The following is a 24,673-nucleotide window of genomic DNA, read 5'->3' as shown; positions in this document are numbered from 1 at the left end:
CCGGTGATGTACGTATCAGTATATGCCGGCGGGCGGAAAAGATGTGTACGATTTCTGTCGCAGAATTTTTTAAATTTAGGCTTGACATGTTCTTCTTACTGTGGTATTCTATCTAGGCACTCGAGAGAGCGCGAGACTGGAGCCCTCCACGCCGGAGTGGCGGAATTGGCAGACGCCCGGGACTTAAAATCCCGTGGGAGCAATCCCGTGCCGGTTCGACCCCGGTCTCCGGCACCATATCGCGGGGTAGAGCAGTTTGGTAGCTCGTCGGGCTCATAACCCGGAGGTCGGAGGTTCAAATCCTCCCCCCGCAACCAGAAAAAACACCTGATTCCACGAGAATCAGGTGTTTTTTATTACTTTTCTGCCATTTTCAAAAATGAGGCGTGTCGAGAAATTCAACTTTAATTCAACTCGCCTCTCAAATTCAAGCCTTTTTCAAAAAGATGCTGGACAGAATGTCGGCGTTGCGCTGGTCGGCCTCCTCCATCACATGGGCATAAATATTGGCCGTGGTGCTGACCTGGGCGTGCCCCAGCCGTTTGGAAATGCTCACACTGTCTACCCCGTTGAAGTACAGCATGGAGGCCATTGTGTGCCGGAAAGCGTGGGCGTTGATGTGTGGGAGATCGTGCCGCTTGCTGAACTTCTTAAGCCAGTCCGTCACGCTGTCCGGGTGCATGGGCTTGCCGTTGTCCTGGGAAAATACAAAGTCCTGGTTCTGGTAATACTCCCCCAGCTGCAACCGCTCCCCTGCCTGCCATGCCCGATACTGGCGGAGGAGCTGCATGGTCTCAGGTGGCAGGGTGATATACCGCCGGGAGCGCTCTGTTTTTGGTGTGCTCTCATAGATACCCACGTCTGGAGAATATAGAACGCTGTTGCAGATGTAAATGCGGTTTCCTTCAAAGTCCACCTTGTCCCATTTCAGCCCCAGCACTTCCCCGCGCCGTGCGCCGGTGATGAGTAACAGGTGAACTAATGTTTTCCACTTCATTGGCTCCCGCTCCAGTGCGTCCCGGATGGCGGCCACCTGTTCCGGCTGGAAGTAGTTTACTTCCTTGTGCTCTGCCTTTGGGAGCGTGGCCCGGCTGGCCACATTGAAGGGGACGAGGCCCTCTTTCACCGCTTGCTCCAGCACTGTGGAAATGAGCCTGTGGTGCTCCAGGATTGTCTTTGCCGACAGCTTGCCGCCCCGCTTATTCTGCCCATCCTGTCCCAGCAGGGTGTACAGATCATTCAGGTGGTCGGCCCGCAGATCCCGTAGCTTGATGTGGCCTATCTGCGGATAGATTCGTCCTGTCATCTCTTTGTATCTCACTATGGTAGAGTGCTTCACGCCCCGTTGCTCTTTCAATTCAATTACATAATCGCAGTAAGCGGCGAACTTCTGGCGGCTGTCAGAGGTCACGCCCTCTTTGCACTCTTTCTCAAAGGTCGCGGCAAAAGCCTCGGCCTTTTTTCTTGCGCTTTTTTCTTGCGCTTTTTTCCGTCCAGGTGGGCGACACCTCAAAAGTTGCCGTCCAGGGTTTGAGTTGTTTTCCGTCCAGCCCCCGGCCACGATGGACGCGGATAGAGTAGGAAACCAGCTTGCCGGACTTGTCGCGGCGCTCTTGAATGTTAGCCACTATTGGTCACCTTCTTTCTGCTCGTTTGAAGTTTCTCCTTTATTCTGATATCGCGGATTCTCCACCAATCCGTGTAGCATACATAGCGCAGCCTCATGACCATCACTGTTTAATTTCTCCATTATCTGAGCCACCACAATACTCTTCCGGTGATCTGTACAGCCTGCCCCCGGAGGAGTTGGAAACCGTCCAGACCGTTGATGACCTGCGGGGGGATTACTTTCAACCCACCGGCGATGCCGACCTGTTTCGTTTTCTGACCATCCGGCGGAAATAACCGGGGAACCATATCCTATCAATTGATGAGAGGCCGGGATAAAATCATGTTAATGAAGCGACTGAAAACCATCAGCATGCTCACTCTGATTCTTTGCCTTCTGGCAGTGTTCCCTGTGGGCAGTTGGCTTGTCAGCGGGCCGGTGTGGGCAATTGTGTCTGAGTGGAAGGGGTTGAACGAGCCCCTTCCGGTGGGAAGCATCGCTCCAGAAGACACCCCAGTGGCCCGTTCCATCCAGGACATGGAGACAACAGATCGTTTTGTGATCTGCCTCCCGGAATATCAGGAGGAGGACGAGCAGGAGGGCGTGGTCTACCTCTCCGGCGTATGCTATTGGCTGTATCAGCTGGACAGTGGGGAGATCGTAGCCTATCGCTATAACACCGACATTGAAACCGATCAGTATAGACCCTGGGAAGGGGTGTTCTGGTGTTCGCCGGTGGGAACCTGGCGGCCCTGGGAATTGAGCGACCAGGACCGTGCCATTCTGGCCCGGGAAGCCCCCCAACTGACTACCACCGACTACTATGTGGACATGGAGGCCACCAAGTGGACCTTAATGACCCAGGAGGATTTTGTCCGTCAATACGGCATCTACTGCTATATGGGTCTGTTTGTGGTGATGGTGGCGCTGTGGGCTTTGGGGAAAAAGCTTACCTGGATTCTGGCGGAGGACACCAAGCCAAAAAACGACCTGGAGCTGTGGCTGACGGGCACCTACGCCATCTGGGGGCAGTTTTACACCATTCTGGCCATGGGGCTCCCCTACGCCAAGACCCACACCATCCACATTGGGGGCTGTCCCCGGGTGGTGGGGGCCAAGCGGATGATGAGAGAGACCCTAAAGAGTTCCTGGGACATCACCGATTACAACGGGATCCTGGAGACGGTGGAATACATGAGCCGGGGGCCGGGGCTTCTGAATTGCGTGGATCAGGGCGGACAGGCCTGGGAGCTGTGCCGCTCTATGCAGCTGCTGGGGTGCGCCTACTTGGCGGGCTGGTGCAACCGGCAGGAGCTGTTCCGCCGCTCCTGTGAGGTGGGTGTTATCATGCAGCATTATTTCCACTCCTGGGAGGAGCTGTGCCAGGGCTTTTTGGACGGATACTCGGCCTGGCGGCTCTCCGACGGGAGGAACGCCAACGCTCTGGCCTCGGTACAGCAGCGGGCAGATATCTACTGGGATCTCCACACCCGGCCTAACGGACCCTACCACCTTCCCTGGAACATGAAGCTGTCCCTGGAACAGAAGGACCCGGAGTATTCCGCTTAACAAACGGTAAACCGTTACTCAAATAAGCTGTAATCAATCCATGAGCCATTTTGCAGGGCCTTTGCCCTATAAACTCTTCTCCTACAACCAGAAATCCGCTGGAATCATAAGATTCCAGCGGATTTCTGGTTTTTCCCGTATTATTGTGATTCGTATATTTTTATCTTTTCAATACGATTTGGATTAAGACAGCCCCTTGGCCTGGACCTCTTTCCAGGTAAGTCCTTCAGAAACCATGGCCTTGGCCGCTTGATAGCGGCGGGAAATCTCTTCATAAATGAGGGTGACAGCGGTTATGATGTGGTTGACTGTGACTTCGGCGGTCTCACTGTCATCCAGCGGCAGGCGGTATCTGTGGTAGAGCTGGTCCTCCTCATGGAAAACTCCATAACCGCCCAGAATACTGGTCTGGTTCCAAATGGTAATAGCCCGTTCCAGTTGAGGCAACGCCTGACCGATTTTAGGCAATACCGTGGTACAAATCTGCGCCATATCCACCGTATCCTGTGCCCGAATCAGGGCCAGCTGAAAGTAGATCAATCCGGACCCGTCCTCGTTGACGGCGGACAGAAAGGAAAGTAGCTCCACGCCATTTCCCAGTGTCTCCCGGTGGGACTCGGTGCCTATCTTTTGAGAGAAATTCTCCAGATACTCCATGATCGCTCTGTATTTTTCCTGCTCCATGGTTCCATCCTTTCACATATAGCACAATGTACCGGTCAAGAGGCCCCTTTCCGCCGTTTTCTCCGGAAGGGGTTGACAAAATCGCGGCTTCTGGCGATTGCCTCCTTGCGGTCCTCCAACTCGCCCTCGCCCCGCAGGCCCAAACGGTTGCCTGCCAGGTTGCGGCTGCGGGCTCCATTGACCTGGGGCACGCTCAGAGCATCAAAGAAGGCGCCCATCTGGGTGTTGCCCGCCTGTTCCGCCGCAAATCCCTGATCGATCCGCTGAATGGTGCCCTGGGCAAAGGCCTCGCTGCGCTTTCCGGAGCGGAATCCCAAGCCCTTTAGCACAATTTGCTTGGCATCGTGGCGGCTGATGCCGCGATGCTCTTTCAGATAACGCTCTATGCGCTTATCAATGTTAAACTCCTCGTTGGCCACCTGTGTACGCACTTGTTTACGCTGACCGTCCGCCACACTGGCACCAATTTTTGTTGTGGCGCTTCCCAAGGTGGTCAGCACTTTGCCCACAGGAGCTCCGGCGCCGGTGGCGGTGATGACTCCACCCACTCCCTGGATGAAATTCCCTGCCGCGGCAGAGCCATACTGAACGGTGTCCGACTTGGCGATACCCCGACCCTGTCTGGCCATGCGGAGCATCAGTTCGTCATCGGCCCCCAACTTTTCGCCGGCGGCCAGCTTTGCCTCCAAAGCTGCCTGGGCGGTCTTCATCCGGCTCATGCGCTTTCCAGCGTCAACAGCGTCTATGGTATCCGCCGTGCCGGTAGCAAAGTTGCTGGCGGCACCAGCAACCGCGGAGACGGGGTCCAGACCCGGAGCCTTGCCCAGAGCGGCATACTGGCCAAAGGTGGCGCCCGAACTGATGCCGCTAAGGCCGCTGCCAACTGCCCGGAACCGGCTGGACACGGCGCCCACGCTGTCTCCCATGGCCGCCCGCTCTCTGGCATTTCTCAAATGTTCATCGGTCTCCTTGAAAGAGTTAATCACGTTTAAACCGTTTTCCAGCATACCGGCATACTGGCCAAAGGTAGACATCTTCTCCCCCTTTGTTCCGCCGGACTCCAGAAATTCATTGTGGGCATCCAGATCCCCGGAGAACTGCCCGGCTATCGTATCGCCATGCTCCATAAAGAGATTGGCCAGGGAGGTATCCTCCTCTTCCTCGTCCTCCTCTCCAGCGGTTTCGGGCTGGGCAGCCTTTGGTTGAGCCGCTTCAGGTTGAGCACCCTTGACCTGAGCGGACTTCTCCTCAACATCCTCCGCCGGGGCGGCCGCAGTTTCCTCCTGGGTGGAATCCTCCTCCGGCAATTCGCCCCGCCGGGCTCGGGCCGCCAGCTGGTCCCGGCCCCTCAGGGAAGCAGCGTACTCCGCCGCCTTGGCCTCAATATCCGCTCTGTGCGCGGCCCGCTTTGCGGTGCCCTTCTTACGGCGGGATGCAGTCAGGCGTGCCAGGGGATTTTTGAGGGTCCATAGGATGCGCTGGTGCAGCGGCATACTCTGATAGTCCTCCCCAAAGCTGTTGAACTGGTCCACCGCCTCATCATTTTTCCGCTTGGCGGAAGTAATGAGACCGGCCACCTTGTCCTTACCCCACTCCAGGGCGGAGGAGGCCTTCTTCTTGATCCAACCTCCGGCCCGCTGCCACCATTTTTTCGGCTTTTGGGGCTGGGACGCGGGGGCTGTGAGATCCTGTTCAAAAAATTCGTCCAGGCCCAGGGGTATTTCCTCATTTTCCGCCGGGTCGACCTGATGGCCGGTACGGCGCTCGGCCCAGTCAACGATGGACTTTGTGGGCCGTTTTATTTTATCAAAAAGCTTGTCGAAAAATCCCCGGTTGTCGGTGGCGCCGCCCGTCTCTTTTTTCTTGCTCCAGGGCCACATCTGCACTCCACCGGCAGGGGTGGAGAGGGTAGCAGTACCGCTGTCCACCGCACCCTGCTGAACCGTATGGACCAGCTCGTGGGCGGCAATAGTGGGATCAAATCCACCTGGGCCAAAGTAAATATCCGAGCCGCTGGTGAAAGCCCGGGCATCCATGGCTGCCGCCCTTGATTGTGCATCAGCGTCGGTGTGGAAGCGCACACCGGAAAAGTCCGCTCCCAGACGGCGGCCCAGATCAGCCTTGACTGCATCCGGCGAAGTAGCGGTGACCGAAGCCGACAACCGGTCGGCCTCGCTTTCCGCCTGGGGGATCTGAGCCTGGCTGTGGGGCTGTGCACCGGGCTGGCGAGCGAGGATCTGGTCTTTCAGCGCCTGAGAAGATAAAGCGCCAAAGGGTTCATCTCCGTGTGCAGACATCAACATGGAGTTAGGGATACCTGCAGGTCCAAACATATAAGGAGACATGCCGCCCTCTGTACCTTTAGAGGGAACATGCTGCTTCTTTCGCTGTGTACTTTTATACATAGATGATCCTCCTGAGGTATGGCACGGAGTACAAAAGGCACATCCAGCCCATAAAAACGCTACAAAATATACCCCTCCAATTGCGTCAAGGCAACTGCACAGGAAACCTGGTCCGGCCAGGGGTTATCTGTCAATGATTCCTTTGACCCGTTGGCTCTGCGGATAGCATGGATGTTCCCATAGCCTTGTGGGCCTTTCAGTTTTCCCTGCTGTTTCATAAACTATATCGTAAAAAGAAAAAGCAGTCAATATAATCCGCACCAAAGACGGATATCACATCACGAAAAACGTTTGTAAGTCTAAACTAACCATATACCCCCTGAAGGGTATATGGTCAGCAAAAAAGGCCCGGGAATTGACCCGTTATTTTTTCAAGCAAGCCCTAAGGTTCAGATGTCTCCGATGGAGCGGAAAAAACGGCCTGGAGCCGTTCCCGGATCTCCGTATACTTTTTTTCCGGAATGGGCAGACGAACCCCGCTGCGCAAAACAGCTGTCTGCTTTTCCAGATGGCTCACATAAAACGGGTTGACCAGGTGGCTGCGGTGAATGGCCACCAGCCCACCGTCGGCCTGCTCCAGCAGATCGGTGATTTTGAGACGGGCAAAGATCTCCTGTCCATGGATGAGAACGATATTGGTATTGTGGCGGTCCGCCGTGGCGTAGGCAATCTCATAGGGAGAGATAAAGTGCATGGTATCGCTGCGGTCCAAAACCATGATCCGCTGCTTGCTGTGCGTCGCCTGTTGGTGCAGCTTGAGAAATTGATAAGCCATTTTTCCGATGGTGTTGACAAAGGCCTCTCCTTTTGCCACCTTCAATTCACCAATGGGATTTGACACATGGCAGTGCCGGATTTTGGGTATCTCGTCCTCCAAAACCCAAAGGAAGGTGACCCGCTGCCAACCCTGTAAAAAATACTCCGCCGTTTCGTCGGTGGTGGCCAGGTATTTTCCCATAACGGTACAGCTGTTTTTATCTCTATGTACCAGCCTGTACTCCTGGTGCAGCAGATAACAGGGCTTCATTTCAGCGGAAATCTGGCGGATGGCCTGGGCAATGTGGACCTTTCCTTGGTAAAACTGTTCCAACTGTGCGCCGATCCAGGTGGAGTCCTCTGCAAAGTATGTCAGGATCTCTTCACAGTTGCCCTGCCAGTAGGATTCCAGGACCGATCTGGTCTGGTCTAAAATTTGAAGCGCCGTGTCCTTCAGCATTGCCCGCTCTCCTCCATTCCTGTACACCAGGCACAGAAATGCGCCCGCTCGGCAGGGTCCCAGGCCAGGACGGGCTGACCGGCAAGCGCCTGCTCCTGTTCCGGGAGCATATCCGCCATATCTACGATCTGTAATCTATACTATGCAGGATTTTCATCTCAATTTCAAGTCCGAATTGATAAATCCTGGTGTCGCCCACCATGGACACGCTGGGGACCGTTTGACCACAGGGGCAGATTCAAAACTCAAACTCGCAATGGTCGTAGCTGTTGATGATGGTGGTCTCTCCCCGAATGGTCTTCTGGGGAATATGTATTCCATAGTTTTGATGGATGTGGCCATGGAGAAAATACTTGGGCTTATACTTTTCCAAAAGGTCCACAAAGCAGGAAAACCCCCGGTGGGAGATGCTCTCAAAATCGTTGATATGCCGTGCCGGGGCGTGGGTGACCAAAATATCAAACCCCTTGTACTTGCGCAGCTGAAACCACAGGCGGCGGATACGCCAGCGCATTTGAGCTTCCGTGTACATATATTTTCCGTCCCGGTAGCGGTGGGACCCGCCCAGTCCCAAAATACGGACCCCCTGGTGGACATAGATCATGTCGTCGATACAGGTACAGCCCAGAGGCGGAAATTGGTCATAGCACTCGTCATGGTTGCCATGCACATAGAGGACCGGGCGGTTGGACATCGTGACTAAAAACTCCAGATATTCCCGATGAAGGTCGCCGCAGGACAGGATCAGATCGATCCCGTCCAGTTTGCCCGGCTTATAGAAATCAAAGTAATATTTTGCAGTCACGTCAGAGATGGCTAAAATTTTCATATCATCCCCGCTTATCTTTTGAAATAATCTCTACACCCACCAGATCCACGGTGGCCTTGCCTGTCTCACTCAGCTCATCGTATTCCGGGATGGAACCCACGATATTTTCCGCCAGCCAGTCCATACAGATGATCTGCTCCGGGGTCAGATCCCCCTCCAAAACCTTCCCGTTCTGGGCGTAAAGCTTGCCTCTGAAGGGATAGTAGAGATCGGCCTGGATGGAGTTTTGCAGCAGTTCGGCCAGCTTCTGGGTGCTGGGCGGCACTTTATCAGTACAATGGAGGGCCACCACGCCGGAGGGCATGCCCCAATAATAGTTCAGGGCCTTCCCGCTTTCCTCATACTCGGTCTGAAAGGATTTGTCCTGGATACGGCGGAGCATGGCCTCATAATAGACCCCCCACTGCCATACGGGAGCCGCCAGGATCACCCGGTCCTTCTCGGAAATCAGGGACAGGCCAAAGCTGGTCCAGCTCCGGTCCCCCTTCCGGGTCAGATCGCGGGAGGAGATCAGCCGGATATTCCGGTCGGTCAGCCTGCGGATAGCGGCCTCCGCTCCGCCCACCGTGGACCACTCCAGATAGACCTTGGTGCGGGGATTTACCATCTGCACCCCCAGAGCAAAGGCATTGATACCGGCAATCTGACCATAGATGGGATAGTCGCACAGATAACCCACATTGTCCACACCGGCCAGGCTGCCCGCAATGGCCCCGATGATAAACTTGGCCTCGTACATCCGGGCGTAATAGGTGCGGATATACCGGTGGGACTTGTTGAGAGAACAGTTCAGAATGGTGACCTTGGGCTGCTCTACCGCCGCCCGGAGTGAGGCGGGCAGCAACCGGGGAGAGGTGGTAAAGATAATAGTATTGCCGTCGGCGATGGCCTGCTGGATGACGGCCAGCGGATCGGACTCCAGAGCGTTAAAATAGGGAGTGGTCTGGATGGCGTCGCCAAACACCCGCTGGACATGGAGCCGCCCCTGCTCGTGGCTGTTGGTCCAGCCGGATTCCGTAGGGGTCTTGTCATGGATGAAGGCCACCCGCATGGCGCCTTTTTCGCCTGTTGAGAATACCTTGGACAGCAGTCCAGGCTTTTTTACCTCCGGTGTGAGCTTGATATCAATGGGGTCCTTTTCCTGCTGTAGGACGATTTCCTCCCAGGCCTTGGACACCAGCTGGAAGATCTCGGACGGGGTCTTGCTGTAAAGCGCCGGATAGCCATAGACCTGGATCACCGCCAGCATGGCGTCGCCAACCGTGGAGGACAGACGGTTCCCTCCATGGGCCTCATAGGCCTGACGGAAGGAGTAATAGGCCGCAGAAAAATCCCGGCGCTCATTCTCGGTCCACGGCTCGTCAGGGGCCTTCCCCATCAGCTCCTGGAGCCGAAGGTAACTGCCCGGCTTGGAAAACTCCACATAGCTGATCTGGCTGAGACGGCGGAACTCCAGCAGCTCATAGTAGAGCTGGGATTCGGGCGTCTCATTGCGCTCCGGGAGGATTTGGATCACAGAGGCGGTGACCACATCACCGCCAAAAAATTTCAGTACACTGACCCGCTTGTTGCCCTCCTGGACATAGTAACGGTTCATATACTCGTAAACCTTGATGGGGTCCCGGATGCCCTCCTCCACATGGGCCTGGCAAAGCGCCTGCCATTTGGTAGCAAATTCCGAATCTTCCTCCAACAGCGGCATAAAATTTCGGGCAAAGGCGTTGGTCCGGATATCGGTGCAGGTGCCCACCACGAACTCCAGTGGAATCTGGACCGTGCCCAGATTGACCCCGCGGTTGAGCTGGTCTCTGGAAACAAAATCGTCCAGAACAGGTGGATAGGGATATTCACCCCGGGAGGTGCAGGCGCGAAACTCCTTTTGGGCACGCCGCTGCGCTTCTTTATAGTATAACCTGGGCATGGCTGATCTCCTTTCCTGCCCTTGCTTCTCTTTGGGAAACAAAATGATATGCTCTGTTAAGAAATCATGTGCCTTTCCGCCGCGTTTATGCTATACTAAAGACAAATATCTTTACATCATGAGGAGGGGCGCCGGATGAAGGATTTCTCCTTTTCCATCTTTCCCAATGAAAACTTTTTGGACCTGCGTATCTATCAATATGGCTATGAACAGTGCGCTCCCCTGCAATCCTTCGGGCCATTCATCCGCAATCACTACCTGTTCCACTATGTGATTTCCGGACGGGGCTCGTTGGACGCCACCGCAGAGGATGGGGTGACCACACGCCGGTATGAGCTTCAGGCCGGACAGGGATTTTTGATCTGCCCCGGCCTCATCAACACCTATTTCGCGGAGGAAGCCCATCCATGGAAATATGTCTGGGTGGAATTTGATGGTCTGCGGGCCTCGGAATCCCTGCGCTATGCCGGGCTGACTGCGGCTCAGCCCATTTACCGGGCCGACGATGAGACCCAAAGCGCCCGGGTCCGGGACCTGATGCTCTACATTGCCGAGCACCCCCAGGCCTCCGCCCTCCATCTGATCGGCTACCTGTATCTGTTTGTGGATGCGCTGATGCAGTCCTCCGCTACCCGGGTGAGCGCCCAAGAGAACCAGCTCAAGGATTTCTACATTCAGGAAGCGGTCACCTATATTGAGCAGAATTATCAGCGGAATCTGACGGTAGAGGAGGTGGCCGACGCCTGCCGCCTCAACCGCAGTTATTTCAGCAAACTGTTCAAGGAAAATGTGGGCTGTCCGCCTCAGGAGTTTTTGATCCGCGTACGGCTGGCCAAAGCAACCGAGCTGATGTGCAGCAGCAACGCGCCCATCAGTGAGATTGCCATCCGGTGCGGATACTCCAACCAATTTCACTTCTCCCGCGCCTTCAAAAAGCACTATGGCACCCCGCCCCAGAAGTGGCGCACCCAAAACAGAAAGCACCACGCGTAAGCAAACCGCTGGTAAAGAGAGAGCTGGCCGCAGAATCATCAGTGGCCAGCTCTCTTTTGCTTATTCTGCTTTCAGCCAGAGGCGGAGACAGTGATATTCTTCCAGCATGGGAAGGGGATAGCCAGCCTGCATCAGCACATCGCCGGGCCACGGAGTATCGTCGCCGGTCAGCCGGTACTGAAGGGTGGGGTCCAGGCCCCGCAGCTTCACCTGACGGAAGGGCGGGCCGGCATGGGTCTGTCCGGCCACCACGCACAGCAGCGCCGTCCGGCGGTCGGTGGAGACATGAAGCCAGGCGGTGGGCGCTCCGTCGGGCGTGGGCGCCGACAGACGGTAGTAATCCCCGGTCTGGATCAGATCATAGCTCTCCTTGTACGCCTGGATCTGCTGGACCACCATATCCTTCTCCTGCTCGGGCAGCGCGCCCAGGTCCAGCTCATAACCAAAGGTACCGGACATGGCCACAGTAGCGCGGGTCTCCATGGGTACGCTTCGGCCGGTTTGCTCATTGGGTACGACAGAGACATGGGCCCCCATGGTGGAGGGGGGATACGCAAAGGAGGTACCGTACTGGATGGAGAGGCGGTCGATGGCGTCTGTGTTGTCGCTGCACCAGATCTGGGGGGTATAGTACAGCATACCCATGTCAAATCGGCCGCCGCCGCCGGAACAACCCTCGATCAAGGTGTTGGGGTTAGCCTGCCGGATCCGCTCCAGCAGGTCATAGACGCCCAGCACAAAACGGTGATAAACCTCACCCTGCCGCTCGGCGGGCAGTGCGGCAGACCAAACCTGTGTCAGCGCCCGGTTCATATCCCATTTCAGATAGGAGACATTGGCGTTATCCAGCAGCTTCTGAAGGGCCTGGAAGATGTAATCCCGGACCTCTTCCCGGGTATAGTCCAGCACCAGCTGATAGCGGCCCCGGGTACAGGGCCGGTCGCTGGGATTGAGCACCCAGTCCGGGTGTTCCCGGTAAAGGCAGCTGTCCTCGCTGACCATTTCCGGCTCGACCCACAGGCCGAACTCCATGCCCAGCTGGTTGATCTCCGCCGTCAGCGCACCCAGACCGCCGGGCAGCTTTTTCTCATTGACCCACCAGTCGCCCAGACTGCTGGAGTCGTCGTCCCGATGGCCGAACCAGCCGTCGTCCAGCACAAACAGTTCCACGCCCAGCGCGGCGGATTCCTTGGCAAACCGGAGCAGCCGCTCATGGTCGTAGTCAAAATAGAAGGCCTCCCAGCTGTTGACCAGCACAGGCTTACGCCGGTTTTGCCAGACGTCCCGGAGCAGGTGGGCACGAATGGCCCGGTGGAACTGCCGGCTCATCTGGCCAAAGCCATCGGGAGAGCAGAGCAGCGCCGCTTCCGGGGCGGTAAAAGCCTGGCCGGGCTCCAAGGTCCAGCAGAAGTGGTAGGGGTGGATACCCAGGGTCAGGCGGGCGTCCTCAAACTGGCAGCGCTCCACAGAGGCCTCAAAGTTGCCGCTGTACAGCAATGCAGCCCCATAGCAAGTCCCGTGCTCTTCGTCAGCGCCGGGCTCGCACAGCATGACAAAGGGGTTGTGCTGGTGGCTGGAGATTCCCCGGATGCTGCCCACCGACTGGATACCGTGGCGCAGATGGGTCCGGTGCAGGCTGCGTTCCTTCACATGGCCGCCGTCAAAGGTGATGAAATCCAAATCGGCGCTGGGAAAATCCAGGCACAGAGAGGCGGCCCGGCGCAGCCGAACCGGCTTATCGCCGCAGTTCACGATTCGGACCGCTCGCGTAATCAGGTCATAGGCCTCAAATACGCCGTAAAGCAGCTCTACCCGGACATGGGCGGCCGCGTCCTCCATCGTGATAACCAGCGTGTCCGCGTCTTCATCGGAGCCAAAGAAGGCGGGCAGGCCCTCCAGCTTATACTTCCCGCTTTGCAGCTTTGCGTCTACATAGCGCAAATCCGCCACATAGCTGCCGTCGGGCAGCTCCAGCTCCAGAGAGGATAGGCGGAAATCGCCCGCGCCCGACCCGGAGTATTCCTGGGGCAGCGTGTCCAGAGAATAGGTGCGGTCATTCCCCACCTCGTTTGGATTGGGAGAAAAGCCACGGTCGGCAAACCGGATCAGCCGGGAGAGATCGCCGCCCTGGACTTTAGGCCCGTAATAGGTGTGGAGCAGGACCCCATTCTGGTCCGCTTTGAGCTGATAGGTGGTATTGCGGGTCTGTAGGGTAAAGAGCCGCTTCTTGTCATCTTGGATAATCATAAAAGACTCCTCGCAAAGAAAAATCTATGTGGAATACAACCCAACCATTCTAAGCGATATTCCAGTAAGATTCAATAGCTACCTTAAATTTTATAAGAAACCGCGACAGCCCCGGCAGGTTGGTCAAAAGCCCGTGCTGAGGCTGTCGCGTCAGGCAAAAACGGACAGATTATTTTCCGCCGGTATTGGCAATGCCCTCGATGAACTGGCGCTGGAAAATCATATACAGAATCACCATGGGCAGCATGGCCAGCAGGCTGCCCGCCATGAGGACAGGGAAGTTGGTAGAGAACTGACCCCGCAGGGTGGCAAGACCGGAGGACAGGGTCATCATGTTCAGGTCGGAATTGACCACCAGAGGCCACATCAGATCGCCATACGCAAACACGGCGGTGAAAATGGTCAGGGCGGCCACCGAGGTGCCGGTGAGGGGGAACATCACCTTGATAAAGGTCTCAAACTGATTGCACCCATCCAGACAGGCAGCCTCGCCGATCTCGTTGGGGATGCCCATGTAGGTCTGCCGCAGGAAGAAGGTACCGAAAGCGGAGACGATACCGGGAAACACCAGAGCGAAGATAGAGTTGGCCATCCCCAGCTTTGCCACCATCTGATACTGGGGCAGGATAAAAATCTGAGAGGGGAGGGACATTTGCACCAGAATCAGGGCAAAGAGAATATTCTTCCCTCTGAATTTCAGCTTGGCAAAGGCATAGCCCGCCATGGAGCTGAACACCACCGCGCAGATCACCCGGAACAGGATCATCAGAGCGGTATTGACATACATGTTTACAAAGGGCAGAGAAGCCACCGCGTCCACGAAGTTATCCAGATTCCACTGAGAGGGAAAGATCACAGGAGGGATCTGCATACTTTCGGTCTGGGTTTTGAAGCTGGTCAGGATCATCCACACGAAGGGGAAGATCATAATTACGGCGCCCAGGATCAGGAATACATATGTAAGGATGGTGGTCAGCCGTTTCATATTGCGCATAGAGCTTTGTTTCATCGGTATTCCCCTCCCTTACACATCATAATTGACCCACTTCTTCTGGCCAACAAACTGAATGATCGTGATGATACCGATGAGGACCACGGTCCACACAACAATGGCGGCGCCGGAGCCGCGGCTGCCGGCCACAAAGGTCTCACGGTAGAACAGATACATCAGGCTTTGTACGCTGGTCAGGGCGGGGTTGGTGTCCTCCACCATCATGTAAATCAGATCGTAGACCTTGACGGAAGACATCAGGCGCATAATCATGACCACAAACAGCGTGGGGGAAACCATGGGCAGAGTGATCTGCAAAAACTGGTTGACCTTGCTGGTGCCGTCAATCTCGGCGGCCTCATAGTAAGACTTGGAGATATTCTGCAGGCCGGCCAGCAGCAGTACCGCGTCATAGCCGATGTTGCTCCAGATGGCCACGATGGCGCAGGCGATCATGACAAAGTGGGAGTCGGTGATCCAGTTGATGTGGGTACCCAGCAGCTGATTGAGGATGCCGTAGTCGCTGTTGAAGATCCAGCGCCACACCATGGTGACAGCGGCAGGGGCGCAGACCATGGGCAGGAAGAAGATGGTTCGGAACAGGCCCTTGCCCTTGATCTTGGCGTTCAGCATCATGGCCACCAGCAGGGACAGGAACAGGCCCACGGGTACGGTCAGGATACAAAACAGGATGGTGTTCCAGGTCGCCCGCCACACCTCGGGATTTTGGAACATTTCCACATAGTTGTCAATGCCAATAAACTTGTAGTTACCAAAACCCAGATGCTCACAGAAGCTGGTGTAGATGGTCTGAATAAACGGCCACAGGTTCAGTATGACCAGGCCGATAATGGTGGGGGCGATCATCAGATAACCCCAGCGCTCCTCCCGCCGGGCGGCGGCAGACAGCCTCATTATCTTTTTTCCCATAATGTCACCCCTCCTCTTAAGAATCGGCCAGCTTCTTGGCGGTCTCGGTGTTGATGAGGTTCTGGATGTTGTCCAGACCGGTATCAATATCCACCGAACCGTTGTAGATGCTGTTCATAATGTCCACCACACCGCTCTTCCACTTGGGACGGGCAGAGTTGTTGACGTACTGCACGCAGTAGTCAAACTGGCTCATAATCGCTTCCAGATCCAAATCATAATCAAACTGATCGAAGGCGCTGATCCAGGTCTCCTCCAGTCCCTCATAGGCGGGAATGGCCGCGCCGGATTCGCCCTGAATCCGCTGGGCTTCCTCACCGGCGAAGTACTTCAGCACATCGAGGGCAATGTCCAGATTCTTGCCGTGGGCGCCGGTGGCATAGGTCAGACCGTTGGAGATGGTGGCCCGGCCGTCGCCGCTTGCCGGATTGGGGGCGGCGGGCAGCACCGCTACGTCCCACTTGCCTACCATATCGGGATAATTGCTCATCTCAGACAGCAGATTCCAGCTGCCCTCCAGGAACATGGCCCCCTTTTCAGAGAAAAAGGCGGTGCCGGGGGTGGTCTCCGCAAAGTAAGTCTGGGTGGGGCACCAGTCATAGCTTTGCAGGTCTACATAGAATTTCACAGCCTCCCGGGTAGCCTCCTGGTCAAAGCCGCCCTTGGTCTTGTCCTCAGTCAGGATGCAGCCGCCGTTTTGATAGACAAAGTTGTGATAACCCAGCTGCTCATCGCTGTAGGCCATATAGCCGTAGTTGCCGGTGGCGTCATAGATGGCCTGGGAGGCGGCGGTCAGATCGTCCCAGGTCCAGGTCTCGTCGGGATAGGCCACCCCGGCGGCGTCAAACATCTCCCGGTTGTAGACCAGACAGACATTGTCCTTATCCTTGGGCACGCCGTACATCCGGCCATCCGTACCCTGGGCGTTGCTGATGGAGATCTCGCTGTAGTGCTCCTCATAGTGAAACAGGTCGGTGACATCGGCCAGCATCCCGAACTCGGAATAGTAGAGGATCTGATCGGTGTGCATCCAGAACAGATCCGGCAGGGTATTGCTTTCGGCGGCGGCCTCCAGCTTGGTCCAGTACTCGCTCCAGCTGGTGACCTGGACCTCAATCACCACATTGGGGTTCACATTGGCGGTATACGCATCACACATGGCCTGCATACCGTCTCTCTGGGCCACGTCCCAGATCTGGAATGTCAAATGGGTCTTTCCATCTGACGCGCCACATCCGGAGAGCGGCAGTATCAGCACTGCTGCCAGCAGCAGAGCCAACACCCGTGGTACCTTTTTCATGACGTCTCTCCTCCTCTTTTTCTTCTTCTCTTTTTCTTCTTCCGCGTTCGCGGCGGCACCGGTAAAGGCGCCGTAAAATTGTATTCATCATATAATAAATATGGATAAACTGTAAATGAAAGTGTACCATTAAAATATACCTAAACATCACATAATACACCTTACGAGCATATCAAATGACATTTAGGTGTATTTGAACCATTTTCGTTAAAATATCGATTTTTAGAGGTTATATTTTATGCAACAAGACGAAATAGTCTGGAATCTATTAGGAAGATGTAATAACCACCCCCAAATTTCGCCCAACAAACTTCAAAAAACTACAGGATTCAATATATCAAAATGTGCTGTAAATGGTCTCCTACCACAAGAAGGGGTCCCGCTTGGGCGGCTCCTTCCGTGGCGTGATTTCCATGTATTCGCTGGGTGACATACCGGTTTCCCGGCGGAACACTTTGGCGAAATAGTTAGCGTTGGCAAAGCCGGAGGCCTCCGCCACATAGGTGATGGAAGGGTCCACTCCCCGGAGCAGGAGCTTGGCGTACTCCACCCGTGTGTGGGTGATATACCGCCCGGGAGAGATACCCGTTTGTTTGGTAAAGGTCCGAATCAAATGGGCTTTGGATACCTCCAGCCGCTCGGCCAGCTCATCCAATCCCTCCAGAAAGGGAAACTCCTCCTGAATGATGCCCACCGCCGCCTCCACAAGGGGGGAAAGCGGCTCTCCCTGTCCAATGACTGCCTCAGAAGAAGGTCCGCTGATCAGATTGGTCAGCATGGTGTAGGCATAAGAGGAGGCAGCGGTTCCGCTCACCAGAGCGTGCTCGTCCTCCAGAACGGACAGAGACAGGACTGCCTCCCGCACCGCCGCGCCGCCTCTGGGAAAGAAGGCAGCGCTGTCGGTCAGACGGCTGGCCAGCAGCCGCCCGGGCAGATCCCCCTGAAGCTGGACCAGCATACACACACCCTCCCCTACAGATTGTATGGAGAACTCTCCGCACTGGTAGAGTGCCAGCGCCTGGCCCGGCGCCAGAATATGGCTCTGGGCATAGGAGGAGGCAGTCAGAGCGCCCTGAACTGCGGCAAGAAGGCAGCAGCACAGATCCCCGGCGTAGCCGCTGTGGCAACCGCCGGAGGCCAGAACGAGGACCTGGGCGGAAGATAGGGTCAGCAGACCGTCCAGTGCCGGGTCGGGCGGAGCGGGACGAACCTCCCGCTCTTTTGCTGGATTGGAAATCATATGGTGTTCCTCCAAAAAAGGACAGGAGCGGATAAAAACCGCCTCCTGTCCCTTTGGCCGATGGGTCTGTCTTTGTACTCAGTGCGCAATAGCCTGCTCGGTCTCCTTATCGAAGAGGTGGATCTTCTCCGTCTTGAAAGTCAACATGGCGGTGTCGCCCTCCCGGCCCTTGAAGGTGGGCTCGGTGCGGATCACCATCCGGCTGCCCTGGCAGTCCACATGCAGGCTGATCTCAGCGCCCATGAGCTCGGCGATCTCTACCGTGGAGGTCATGCCGGACCCGGCGCCCTGGCCGGCATCCACCGCGATGATATCCTCGGGACGGATACCCAGCACCACGGTCTTGCCTACATAGGGAGCCACCGCCTCATTCATGCGGGGGGGCAGCGCCACAGTGGAGCCGCATACCTGGGCCGCATACCCGTCGCCCTGCTTGCTGATGACGGCATCCAGGAAGTTCATCTGGGGAGAGCCGATGAAACCGGCCACAAACAGATTGCAGGGATAATCGTAGAGCACCTGGGGAGCGTCGTTCTGCTGGATAACGCCATCCTTCATAACCACGATGCGGTCGCCCATGGTCATGGCCTCGGTCTGGTCGTGGGTGACGTAGACAAAGGTGGTCTGCAAACGCTTGTGCAGGCGGCTGATCTCAGAGCGCATGGTGGTACGGAGCTTGGCGTCCAGGTTGGACAGAGGCTCGTCCAGCAGGAACACGGCGGGGTTACGCACCATGGCGCGGCCCAGAGAGACACGCTGCCGCTGGCCGCCGGAGAGCGCCTTGGGTTTACGGTTGAGCAGGCTCTCCAGATCCAGCGCCCGAGCCGCCTCGTGGACCCGGCGGTCGATCTCGTCCTTGGGCACCTTCTGCTGGAGCAGGCCGAAGGCGATGTTTTTATAGACCGTCATGTGGGGATAGAGGGCGTAGTTCTGAAAGACCATGGCGATATCCCGGTCCTTGGGGGCCACATCATTGACCAGGCGGTCCCCAATGTACAGCTCGCCGCTGGTGATATCCTCCAGACCGGCGATCATCCGCAGGGTGGTGGACTTGCCGCAGCCGGAAGGGCCGACCAGAATCACGAATTCCTTGTCCTGGATCTCCAGATTCAGATCGGGGACAACGGTCACATTGCCGGGGTAGGTTTTATTGACGTGCTTGAACGTAATGCTTGCCATGATCCTTGACCTCCAAATTTTTTATATGACCGATAGGGTAATTTATTGATGATATTGCCCAGCCTATTGGCCGGTTCATGCCCGAACGGGTTTCTTTGGCACTTAGGATAGCATGGGTGTTTTTCCTTCGCAACAGTAAAATGTTGATAGCCTCGGTAAAAAGATGATTTTTACCATTTCAAAACCGGGTATATCATCAAATTACCTTCCTTGTCAGTTTATTGCTATTGAATTGCCCGGCCCAGTATGATATGTTCACGCTGATAAGGATATGGAGAAAGGAAGGATCCGTTTGTTTTTCCGCAAAGACTACAATACTCCGGGCCCGGGCATCCGCCCGGATGAGCCGGAAAAAACCGGCCCGGCCCGTCTGCTCCAGATCATCCAGCTGGAGGTAGGGTCCATCTTTCTTTTGAATCTGTTATTTGTGGTCTCCTGTATCCCAATGGTCACCATCCCTCCGGCGTTTTTTGCCATGAATCAGGTGATCCGCAAAATGATGCTGGACCAGCCGGTGCTGTGCTTTTATGACTACCGCACCGCTTTTCGTACCTTCTGGAAGCAGGCCTACGGCGCCTTTTTCCTCACCGCCCTCCCGCTGGCGGCCTCCTGCTACGGCGCTTATTTTTATCTGATGCAGGCAGCCGGAAACCCGGTTATGTTTCTCCCCTTCCTGGTCTGCTCCACCATCCTTCTGGTGACGCTGCTCTCGTCGGGCTGCCTGTATGGCGCTCTGAGTACGGGGATGAAGTTCCGCCCCGCCCTCCGCATGGCCTTGCTCCTGGGGCTGGGCAAACCCCTCCGGCCCATCGTGGCCGCAATCGTAGGGTACGGCCTGCTGCTCTTCGGGATTCTGGAGCTGCCCATCAGCCTGATCTATGTGCTGTCGCTGGGCTTTTCTGTGCCCTGTCTGCTGTCCAACTTCTTCCTGCGCACCCTGCTGCGGGACTACTGTCCTGCCCCGGCGGAGACGTATCAGGAAGAGGAGTCCGATACCATATCTTAATCTAACCAGAGAAGGTGGAAGAACATGCCAGAAATTGTAACTGTGGGTGAGGCCCTGATCGACCTGACCCAAACCGCGGAGGATTCCGCGCATATCTGCCACTACGCCGCGTTTCCCGGCGGCGCGCCCGCCAATGTGGCGGTGGCCGCTGCCCGTCTGGGGGCGAAAGCTGCCTTTATCGGCAAAGTAGGGCGGGACGCTTTTGGTACATCCATCAAGCAGACCCTCAGCCGCAATCAGGTCGATGTGACCGGACTGTATGAAAGCCAGCAGTTTCTCACCACCCTGGCCGTAGTGAGTGTGGACCCCTCCGGGGAGCGGAGCTTTGCCTTCTACCGCACCTCCGGCGCGGACACCCAGCTCACACAGCAGGAGGCGGTACAGGCCCTGAACGCCTATCAGGAGCGGCCGGTGTTTCTCCATTTCGGTTCGGTCAGCTTGACGGCGGAGCCCGCTCGGAGCGCCACCCTGGGGGCGGCACAGGCCGCCCGGGATATGGGTATCCTCCTGAGCTACGACCCCAACTACCGGGCCAACCTATGGCCGGACCAGGAAACTGCCGTGGAGCGGATGAAGGAGCCGCTGTCCCTGTGTCATGTGCTCAAGGTGGCAGAGGTAGAGCTGGAACTGCTCACAGGCAGCCAAGATCTGGAGGCGGGCACCGGCCTTATTTATGAAAAATACGGTACCCCGCTGATCGTGGTCACCCTGGGAGAGGGCGGCAGCTTTTACCGCCTGGGCAGCCACACCGGACAGGTGGCGGCTCAAACCGTCCAGGTGGCGGATACCAACGGCGCCGGGGACACCTTCCTGGGGGCTTTGCTGTCCCGACTGGTCCTGGCCGACGGGTTAGAGGGCCTTACCCCGGAGCAGCTGGAGGGTGAGCTGGACTTTGCCAACCGGGCCGCGGCCCTGACCTGCACCCGGCCGGGCGCCATTCCCGCCATGCCGGTGCTGGACGAGGTATTGACCGGAAAAGGAGGGGCCGCACAGTGAACAGCCACGAATTGTTTGAGGCGCGGCTTTTGCCCTGCCAGGATGAGATGTGGGGCCTCTATGCCTCTCTCTATGGGGATAACTGGGATTCGTTTTCCTATTTCCTAGGGATGCTGGAGCGCTCTCTGGACCAGCGGAAGCCCGCCCTGCGGGAGCAGGACGAGAGGCGGCTGGCAAACCCCGACTGGTGCCGCTCCAGCGAGATGCTGGGCATGATGCTGTATCCCTCCTGCTTTGCCAAGACCCTGCCCGGCGTACAGGAGAAGCTGCCCTATCTGAAGGAGTGCGGCATCAACTATCTCCACCTGATGCCCCTGCTGGATTCCCCGGAGGGAAAGAGCGACGGCGGCTATGCCGTGTCCGACTTCCGCAAGGTGCGTCCCGATCTGGGCACCATGGAGGATCTGGAGACTCTGGCCGACGCCTGCCGGGAAAACGGCATCGCCCTCTGCCTGGACTTTGTGCTCAACCACACCAGCGAGGAGCACCCCTGGGCCAAAGCTGCCCGGGCCGGAGACCCGGTGGCCCGCAGCCGCTATTTTTTCTATGACAACTGGGATATCCCCAACCAGTTTGAGTGGACCGTTCCCCAGGTGTTTCCCACCACCGCTCCGGGAAACTTTACCTATCTCCCCGACTGCGGTAAGGTGGTCATGACCTCCTTCTATCCCTTCCAATGGGATTTGAATTACAGCAACCCCATGGTCCTCAACGACATGACGGAAAACCTGCTGTATCTGGCCAACCGGGGCATGGACGTGATCCGGCTGGATGCAGTGCCCTACATCTGGAAGCAACTAGGGACCAACTGCCGCAACCTGCCCCAGGTCCACACCCTGGTGCGCTTGATTCACCTGGCCTGCCAGGTAGTGTGCCCCGGTGTACTGCTGCTGGGAGAGGTGGTCATGGAACCCTCCAAGGTGGCGCCCTACTTCGGCACCCCGGAGCGGCCCGAGTGCGATATGCTCTACAATGTGACCACCATGTGCACCACCTGGAGCACGGTGGCCACCCGGGACGTGGGGCTGCTCCGCCACCAGATGGAGCAGGTCTGTGCCCTGCCCCGGACCTATTTGTTCCAGAATTACCTCCGCTGCCATGACGACATTGGCTGGGGATTGGACTATTCCTGGCTGGCCCAGTGGCAGGGGCAGGGAGAAGTCCCCCATAAGAAGTATCTCAACGACTGGTTTACCGGCCGGTGGCCGGGCAGCTGGTCCCGGGGAGAGCTCTACAACGACGACCCCCGCTTGGGAGATGCCCGGCTGTGCGGTACCACCGCCTCCCTCTGCGGCGTAGAGAGCGCCCTGGTCAGCGGCGACCACAACGCCTTGGAGCGGGCCATCCGCTGCGACCTTATGCTCCACGCCTGGATGCTCTCTCAAAGCGGAATCCCCGTCCTTTACAGCGGGGATGAGCTGGGACGACTCAACGATTACAATTACCACGGGGACCCGGCCAAGGTCGATGACAGCCGCTATCTCCACCGTGGAAATTTCCAGTGGGATCAGGCTGCCCTGTGCCGGGATGAGAGCACCGTCCCCGGCCGGATTTTCCAGGGCCTGCGGCGGCTGGAGACCATCCGCGGGCGGGAGCAAGTATTCCGGGCCGATGCAGAGGTCAGCCTGTTGGAGCCCGAAAACCGCTCCGTTCTGGCGATCTGCCGCCGGTATGGCGGGGAAGAACTGGTGGCCCTCTTCAATTTCTCAGAACATCCCCAGTCCGCCCGTTGCCCCGAACATGGGTGGACCGATCTGGTAAGCGGGCAGAAGGTGGACGGCGGGTTCCTGACCCTTCCCGGCTATGGTTTCCTGTGGCTGAAAAAGTGATCCGATCTATATAAAAACAGACGTGTGGAATAACCTGCATGGTGTTCCACACGTCTGTTTTTTAGGTCATTACAAGCTTGCCCACCGGCTATCTCACTGAGACGAAGGAGCTTCCTCACCAGATGACGGGGGCGCCGGGCAGGGCAGAAAAACCACCGCGCGGAACTGGGTACCATCGGCAGAAAACTCCCATGAACCGCCGTACCGCCGGGCAATCTCCTGTACGGTGGCCAGCCCCATGCCGAACCTGCCTTCCGCCTTGCTGGACAGATAGCGCCCGTTCCAGGTACGCAGAACCTGGGAACAGGAATTGCAAACCACCAGAGAGACATACCCAGGCGCTGATTTGCTTCTGGCCCGCAGCCAGCCGCCTCCCTCCCGCTGCAAGGCCTCCACCGCGTTTTCCAGCAAATTGCTCACCACTAGGCACAGGTCGGGGAGGAGCTCCTCCTGGGGCAGCTCCAGGTTCAGGCGGATATCGGTCTCAAAGCCAAGGGCCTCCCCCTGGTCGCGGTAATAGCGCTCCAATGAGGTCAGAGCCCAGCTCTGTCCACTCTCCGCGGACATGGGCTGCTCCAGCGTCTTACCCAGATCTTCCGGCAGTGTGGCGGTATCCGTCATAAGCAGATAGTGGCGCAGGTCATGGCGCAGCTTCCGCAGGGCGCTCAGGTCCTCCTGGGCGCTGTGAGAACCCAAAAGAAGCACCCGCTTCAGCCGCTGATTTTCCTCCTGCTTCTGACGCAAAGCCTTTCGCAGGCGCACAATCCACACCAAAGCAGCCAGCACCGCTCCAGCCAGCGCCACCAACACGAGAAAGAAAAATGGCTTCATGTCTGCCCCCAAGCCTTGAAATAGGTCCAGTCGATGAACTGATTGCGAATCTGGGGGGAATTGGACGAACTGATGGGTACCAGGCTATTGTCCCTCATACGGAAATCATTTCCCTCCAGGCCCTGGATGTAATTCATGTTGACCAGCGCGCTCCGATGACAGCGCAGAAAATCCCGGCTGTCAATGGCGCGCTCCAGATCATCCAAACCCCGCCGGGTCACCACATCCTTCTGATCGGTATGGATACAGGAATGATGGCCGTAGACGTCGATATATTGGATGGTGGAAAGGGGGATATCCACCCACTCCCCTTCCGCCAGAACCGACAGACAGCGCAACGGCTCGGGAACGTGTTCCAGGCACCAGTCCATGGCCCGGGCCACATCGTCCGGCTGGATGGGCTTGACCAGATAGTCGGCAGCCTGCACCCGGAAACTGTCCAGGCCGTGGTCCTGGCTGGTGGTGGCAAAGAGAATGGGCACGTCCTGGTCAATGTCCCGGATGCGGCGGGCCGTCTCCGTTCCCGAATATCCCGACATATAGATATCCAAAAAAACCATCTGGAACTGCCGGGGCTGGGAGAATACATGCAGCAGCTCGTCCCCGCTGGCGAAAAGCCGCAGCTTGGGGTTCAAATCACACCGGGCACAGTAGGCCCCTACCATTTTAGCCAGTCCGATTCGTTCCTCCGCCAGGTCGTCGCAAATGGCAATGGAGAGCTTTTCCATGGGCTGTCGCTCCTTTCTCTCTTCTGTGCGCCACGGCGGACTCCCGTCTATGCGGGAATCCGCCGGAGTACCGGCCCGGCGTTCAGGCATTTGGCATGGGCTTTCCGCAGATTTTGTATATACATGGGCCGCTCCCCTCCAGTCCACTCTGGTCTTAACCTGAATAAAAT

Annotated in this window: 20 protein-coding genes and 2 tRNA genes; 7 read left to right on the top strand and 15 right to left on the bottom strand. The window is 57.0% G+C overall.

Features of this window, described 5'->3' with window-relative positions; all coding sequences use genetic code 11:
- Window positions 1-150: 150 nt before the first annotated feature.
- Together Q0J75_RS00850 and Q0J75_RS00845 are read left to right on the top strand one after the other, a co-directional pair.
- Window positions 151-237, top strand: a tRNA-Leu gene (locus Q0J75_RS00850).
- Window positions 238-240: 3 nt separating this feature from the next.
- Window positions 241-317, top strand: a tRNA-Met gene (locus Q0J75_RS00845).
- Window positions 318-427: 110 nt separating this feature from the next.
- Here the strand turns inward: Q0J75_RS00845 and Q0J75_RS00840 are convergent.
- Both Q0J75_RS00840 and Q0J75_RS00835 read right to left on the bottom strand, forming a co-directional pair.
- Entirely contained in the window at window positions 428-1,411 is a 984-nt protein-coding gene (locus Q0J75_RS00840) for a tyrosine-type recombinase/integrase (protein WP_297195885.1), read from the bottom strand.
- A 19-nt stretch (window positions 1,412-1,430) separates the two neighbouring features.
- Entirely contained in the window at window positions 1,431-1,628 is a 198-nt protein-coding gene (locus Q0J75_RS00835; protein WP_297195884.1) for a hypothetical protein, read from the bottom strand.
- A 329-nt stretch (window positions 1,629-1,957) separates the two neighbouring features.
- Here Q0J75_RS00835 and Q0J75_RS00830 point away from each other — a divergent pair, with 329 nt between their 5' ends.
- Entirely contained in the window at window positions 1,958-3,178 is a 1,221-nt protein-coding gene (locus tag Q0J75_RS00830; RefSeq protein WP_297195883.1) for a DUF1266 domain-containing protein, read from the top strand.
- A gap of 183 nt (window positions 3,179-3,361) precedes the next feature.
- On the opposite strand, the gene Q0J75_RS00825 is transcribed toward Q0J75_RS00830, so the two are convergent.
- From Q0J75_RS00825 to Q0J75_RS00805, 5 genes are all read right to left on the bottom strand, one after another.
- Entirely contained in the window at window positions 3,362-3,862 is a 501-nt protein-coding gene (locus tag Q0J75_RS00825) for a YbjN domain-containing protein (RefSeq protein WP_297195882.1), read from the bottom strand.
- A 35-nt stretch (window positions 3,863-3,897) separates the two neighbouring features.
- Window positions 3,898-6,165, bottom strand: a complete 2,268-nt coding sequence (locus tag Q0J75_RS00820) for an eCIS core domain-containing protein (RefSeq protein WP_297195881.1) — start codon at window positions 6,163-6,165, stop codon at window positions 3,898-3,900.
- Window positions 6,166-6,649: 484 nt separating this feature from the next.
- Window positions 6,650-7,483: a LytTR family DNA-binding domain-containing protein gene (locus tag Q0J75_RS00815; protein WP_297195880.1), complete on the bottom strand. Its 834-nt coding sequence runs from the start codon at window positions 7,481-7,483 to the stop codon at window positions 6,650-6,652.
- A 238-nt stretch (window positions 7,484-7,721) separates the two neighbouring features.
- On the bottom strand, window positions 7,722-8,312 hold the full coding sequence (locus tag Q0J75_RS00810) for a metallophosphoesterase family protein (RefSeq protein ID WP_297195879.1): 591 nt from the start codon (window positions 8,310-8,312) through the stop codon (window positions 7,722-7,724).
- Window position 8,313: 1 nt separating this feature from the next.
- On the bottom strand, window positions 8,314-10,233 hold the full coding sequence (locus tag Q0J75_RS00805) for a BMP family ABC transporter substrate-binding protein (protein ID WP_297195878.1): 1,920 nt from the start codon (window positions 10,231-10,233) through the stop codon (window positions 8,314-8,316).
- A 135-nt stretch (window positions 10,234-10,368) separates the two neighbouring features.
- On the opposite strand from Q0J75_RS00805, the gene Q0J75_RS00800 reads away from it, so the two are divergent.
- Window positions 10,369-11,226, top strand: a complete 858-nt coding sequence (locus Q0J75_RS00800) for an AraC family transcriptional regulator (protein WP_297195877.1) — start codon at window positions 10,369-10,371, stop codon at window positions 11,224-11,226.
- Window positions 11,227-11,286: 60 nt separating this feature from the next.
- On the opposite strand, the gene Q0J75_RS00795 is transcribed toward Q0J75_RS00800, so the two are convergent.
- The 6 genes from Q0J75_RS00795 to ugpC form a co-directional block, all read right to left on the bottom strand.
- Complete coding sequence (locus Q0J75_RS00795; RefSeq protein ID WP_297195876.1) at window positions 11,287-13,473, bottom strand: alpha-galactosidase; 2,187 nt, start codon at window positions 13,471-13,473, stop codon at window positions 11,287-11,289.
- Window positions 13,474-13,642: 169 nt separating this feature from the next.
- A complete protein-coding gene (locus Q0J75_RS00790) occupies window positions 13,643-14,482 on the bottom strand; it encodes a carbohydrate ABC transporter permease (protein WP_363315693.1) in 840 nt (279 codons plus the stop codon).
- Between the two features lie 15 nt (window positions 14,483-14,497).
- Window positions 14,498-15,394: a carbohydrate ABC transporter permease gene (locus Q0J75_RS00785; RefSeq protein ID WP_297195875.1), complete on the bottom strand. Its 897-nt coding sequence runs from the start codon at window positions 15,392-15,394 to the stop codon at window positions 14,498-14,500.
- A 16-nt stretch (window positions 15,395-15,410) separates the two neighbouring features.
- A complete protein-coding gene (locus tag Q0J75_RS00780) occupies window positions 15,411-16,694 on the bottom strand; it encodes an ABC transporter substrate-binding protein (RefSeq protein ID WP_297195874.1) in 1,284 nt (427 codons plus the stop codon).
- Window positions 16,695-17,055: 361 nt separating this feature from the next.
- Window positions 17,056-17,934 (bottom strand): helix-turn-helix transcriptional regulator, encoded by an 879-nt coding sequence (locus Q0J75_RS00775; RefSeq protein WP_297195873.1) that lies wholly within the window; start codon window positions 17,932-17,934, stop codon window positions 17,056-17,058.
- A 78-nt stretch (window positions 17,935-18,012) separates the two neighbouring features.
- Window positions 18,013-19,113: an ABC transporter ATP-binding protein gene (ugpC, locus tag Q0J75_RS00770; protein ID WP_297195872.1), complete on the bottom strand. Its 1,101-nt coding sequence runs from the start codon at window positions 19,111-19,113 to the stop codon at window positions 18,013-18,015.
- A gap of 292 nt (window positions 19,114-19,405) precedes the next feature.
- On the opposite strand from ugpC, the gene Q0J75_RS00765 reads away from it, so the two are divergent.
- The 3 genes from Q0J75_RS00765 to Q0J75_RS00755 are packed head-to-tail and all read left to right on the top strand — an operon-like array spanning window position 19,406 to window position 22,944.
- Window positions 19,406-20,119 (top strand): DUF624 domain-containing protein, encoded by a 714-nt coding sequence (locus Q0J75_RS00765; RefSeq protein WP_297195871.1) that lies wholly within the window; start codon window positions 19,406-19,408, stop codon window positions 20,117-20,119.
- Window positions 20,120-20,143: 24 nt separating this feature from the next.
- The gene (locus Q0J75_RS00760) at window positions 20,144-21,115 is read left to right on the top strand and encodes a carbohydrate kinase family protein (RefSeq protein ID WP_297195870.1); all 972 of its coding nucleotides are present in this window, start codon (window positions 20,144-20,146) and stop codon (window positions 21,113-21,115) included.
- Window positions 21,112-22,944: an alpha-amylase family glycosyl hydrolase gene (locus tag Q0J75_RS00755; protein ID WP_363315692.1), complete on the top strand. Its 1,833-nt coding sequence runs from the start codon at window positions 21,112-21,114 to the stop codon at window positions 22,942-22,944. Before Q0J75_RS00760 ends, Q0J75_RS00755 begins: the two co-directional genes overlap by 4 nt.
- 93 nt (window positions 22,945-23,037) lie before the next feature.
- Here Q0J75_RS00755 and Q0J75_RS00750 read toward each other — a convergent pair whose 3' ends face one another.
- Window positions 23,038-23,775, bottom strand: a complete 738-nt coding sequence (locus Q0J75_RS00750) for a GHKL domain-containing protein (RefSeq protein WP_297195869.1) — start codon at window positions 23,773-23,775, stop codon at window positions 23,038-23,040.
- Complete coding sequence (locus Q0J75_RS00745; RefSeq protein ID WP_297195868.1) at window positions 23,772-24,503, bottom strand: LytR/AlgR family response regulator transcription factor; 732 nt, start codon at window positions 24,501-24,503, stop codon at window positions 23,772-23,774. Before Q0J75_RS00745 ends, Q0J75_RS00750 begins: the two co-directional genes overlap by 4 nt.
- Between the last annotated feature and the right edge of the window lie 170 nt (window positions 24,504-24,673).

The sequence above is a fragment of the uncultured Flavonifractor sp. genome (genome assembly GCF_944385615.1).
Classification (GTDB): domain Bacteria; phylum Bacillota; class Clostridia; order Oscillospirales; family Oscillospiraceae; genus Flavonifractor.
The sequence above is the reverse complement of the archived record's forward strand: the minus strand, read 5'-3'. Positions and strand labels throughout refer to the sequence as shown.